The sequence below is a fragment of the Jatrophihabitans sp. genome, assembly GCF_035474675.1.
Taxonomy (GTDB): domain Bacteria; phylum Actinomycetota; class Actinomycetes; order Mycobacteriales; family Jatrophihabitantaceae; genus Jatrophihabitans_A.
The window spans coordinates 1-2,618 of record NZ_DATINC010000013.1; the positions used below are offsets into that span (position 1 = coordinate 1).

A 2,618-nucleotide genomic window follows, 5' to 3' on the forward strand; every position below is an offset into this window, starting at 1 on the left:
GGCCATGTGGTCCAGGGTGCCCTTGAGGTGGGCCATGGTGATGCCCTTGTCGACCACCAGCCCCTCCAGCTGGTGGAACACCGGCGAGTGGGTGGCGTCCAGCTCGTCGGTGCGGAACACCTTGCCCGGGCAGACGATGTAGATGGGCGGCCGGCGGGTCAGCATCACCCGGGCCTGCACCGGCGAGGTGTGGGTACGCAGCACCAGGCCGCTGTCGGCCGAGCCGTCCGGCGCGGCGACGAAGAAGGTGTCCATCAGCGACCGGGCCGGATGGTCGACGCCGATGTTGAGGGCGTCGAAGTTGTACCACTCGGCCTCCACCTCGGGGCCCTCGGCGACCTCCCAGCCCATCGCGGTGAACACGTCGCCGACCAGCTCCTGGGTGGTGGTCAGCGGGTGCCGGGCACCAGGTGGCCGGCGGTCCCAGGGCAGCGTCACGTCGACCGACTCCTCGGCCAGCACCCGGGCGTCGCGCTCGGCCTCGAGCTCGGCCAGCCGCTCGGCGTAGGCCTGCCGGACCTCGGTACGGGCGGCGTTCACCCGCTTGCCGGCATCGGCCTTGGCCGCCGGCGGCAGCGCCGCGATCTCCCGGTTGGCCAGCGCCAGCGGCGAGCGGTCGCCGACGTGGGCGTTCTGGGCGGCCCGCAGCTCGTCGAGGTCGCGGGCCCCGGCAAAGGCCTGCCGGGCCGCCGACACGTCCGCCGCGAGGGCCGCCGGGCTGAGCGCGGCGACCTCCTTCGGGTCGTAGCTGTCGTTGGCGCCGGACATGGGGAACCCTTCGGGTCGGGAGCAGGGAGAGCCGAGCAGTCGGATACCGAGCAGTCTAGGAGAGCGGCTGTAACCGTTTAGCCCGGCAGCCGGTGGGCGCGCGCCGAGGCGTACAGGCAGACGGCGGCGGCCGCGGCCAGGTTCAGGCTCTCGGCCCGGCCGTGCACCGGCACCCGGACGGCCAGGTCGGCCGCCGCCAGCACCTCGCCGGGCAGCCCGCGGGCCTCGTTGCCGAACACCCAGGCGGTGGGGCCGGCCAGCCGTCCGGAGTCGAGCAGCTCGTCGAGATCCAGTGGAGCCGCACCGGTGGTGGCCACGGTCAAGAGGCCCGCGGCCCGGCACTCGGCGATCGCGGCGGCCGGCTGCAGGCCGGTGACCACGTCGAGGTGGAAGAGGCTGCCGGCCGCGGCCCGCACCGCCTTGCCGTTGTACGGGTCCACCGAGTCGCCGGCGAACAGCACCGCGGCGGCGCCGGCGGCGTCGGCGGTGCGCAGGATGGTGCCGGCGTTGCCCGGATCGTTGCTCTCCACCAGGATCGCCACCAGCCGCGGTCCGCCGGCCAGCACGCCGGCCAGGCCCGAGTCCGGGCGGGCGCAGACGGCGACCAGGCCCTGCGGGGTGACGGTCTCGCTCAGCCCGGCCGCGGCCCGGTCGCTGATCAGCGAGACCGCCCCGGCCGGGGCCCGGGCCAGCAGGTCGGCGTGCCGTTCGGCGGCGGCGGGGGTGGCGAACAGCTCCAGCACCGTGCCCGGCCGGCCCAGCGCCTCACGCACCGACTGGGCGCCCTCGGCAAGGAACCGCCCGGCCTCGCGGCGGCCCCGGGGACTGGTCAGTCGTCGGGCCGCTGCGAGCCGGGCGTTGGAGTCGGACAGCACCGACCGCGGGAGCTAGGCGGCCGGCGTCTGGGCGGCGGCGCCGCCGATGCCCTCCGCCTCGACGGCCTTGCGGGCCACCGCGACCAGGGCCGCGAAGGCCGGGGCGTCGGTGACGGCGAGGTCGGCCAGCACCTTGCGGTCGGTCTGCACGCCGGCCAGCCGCAGGCCCTGCATGAAGCGGTTGTAGGTCATGTCGTTGGCCCGGGCCGCGGCGTTGATGCGGGTGATCCACAGCTGCCGGAAGTCGCCCTTGCGCGCCTTGCGGTCGCGGTAGGAGTACGTCGCCGAGTGCAGCAACTGCTCCTTGGCCTTGCGGTAGAGCCGGGAACGCTGTCCCCGGTAGCCGGAGGCCGCTTCGAGGGCCGTCCGGCGCTTCTTCTGGGCGTTGACCGCCCGCTTGACGCGTGCCACGTTGGTAGTCCTTGTTTCGTCGGGCCGAGCAGCGTCCGGGTGTCCGGCGCCCGCTCGGCGGGGGGTCAGAAGGTCAGCGGCCGAGCATGCGCTTGACGCGCGGGACGTCGACGGCGGCGATCGTCTCGGTGCCGGTCAGGCGCCGGGTGATCCGGGAGGACTTGCGCTCCAGCAGGTGGCGCTTCCCCGCGCGCTCGGTCAGCAGCTTGCCGCTGCCGGTGACCTTGACGCGCTTCTTCATCCCCGAGTGGGTCTTGTTCTTGGGCATCGGAAATCCTTCTTCATGGGTGCCGGCCGGCCTGGCGGCCGGCCGGCGGAGCCGGCATCGGTGCTGAGACTCGCTCAGCTGCTCGGTGCCTGCTCCTCGACAGTCTTGGCGGTGCGGCTCGCGGCCCGGGCGCCGCGGTGCGGAGCAACGACCATGACCATGTTGCGGCCGTCCTGCTTGGGCGATGACTCCACGAAACCGAGGTCGGTGATGTCCTCGGCGAGCTTCTGCAGCAACCGGAACCCGAGTTCCGGCCGGGACTGCTCACGACCGCGGAACATGATCGTGATCTTGAC

At 73.7% G+C, this 2,618-nt stretch carries 5 protein-coding genes; all 5 read right to left on the minus strand.

Going from position 1 to position 2,618, the window contains the following annotated elements:
• Nucleotides 1-768, minus strand: a 768-nt coding sequence (locus tag VLJ82_RS01130; RefSeq protein WP_408661481.1) for a phenylalanine--tRNA ligase subunit alpha, incomplete at its 3' end; no start/stop codon positions are given.
• Between the two features lie 77 nt (nt 769-845).
• The gene (locus VLJ82_RS01135) at nt 846-1,643 is read right to left on the minus strand and encodes a TrmH family RNA methyltransferase (RefSeq protein ID WP_408661482.1); all 798 of its coding nucleotides are present in this window, start codon (nt 1,641-1,643) and stop codon (nt 846-848) included.
• Nucleotides 1,644-1,655: 12 nt separating this feature from the next.
• Nucleotides 1,656-2,054 (minus strand): 50S ribosomal protein L20, encoded by a 399-nt coding sequence (gene rplT / locus VLJ82_RS01140; protein ID WP_408661483.1) that lies wholly within the window; start codon nt 2,052-2,054, stop codon nt 1,656-1,658.
• A gap of 73 nt (nt 2,055-2,127) precedes the next feature.
• The gene (rpmI, locus tag VLJ82_RS01145; protein ID WP_408661484.1) at nt 2,128-2,322 is read right to left on the minus strand and encodes a 50S ribosomal protein L35; all 195 of its coding nucleotides are present in this window, start codon (nt 2,320-2,322) and stop codon (nt 2,128-2,130) included.
• A gap of 74 nt (nt 2,323-2,396) precedes the next feature.
• A partial coding sequence (locus VLJ82_RS01150; protein ID WP_408661485.1) for a translation initiation factor IF-3 occupies nt 2,397-2,618 on the minus strand: 222 nt, incomplete at its 5' end.

Bases quoted from the DNA above. Each gene is read 5' to 3' on its own strand.
- rpmI (WP_408661484.1), bottom strand. From the start codon at position 2,322: ATGCCCAAGAACAAGACCCACTCGGGGATGAAGAAGCGCGTCAAGGTC.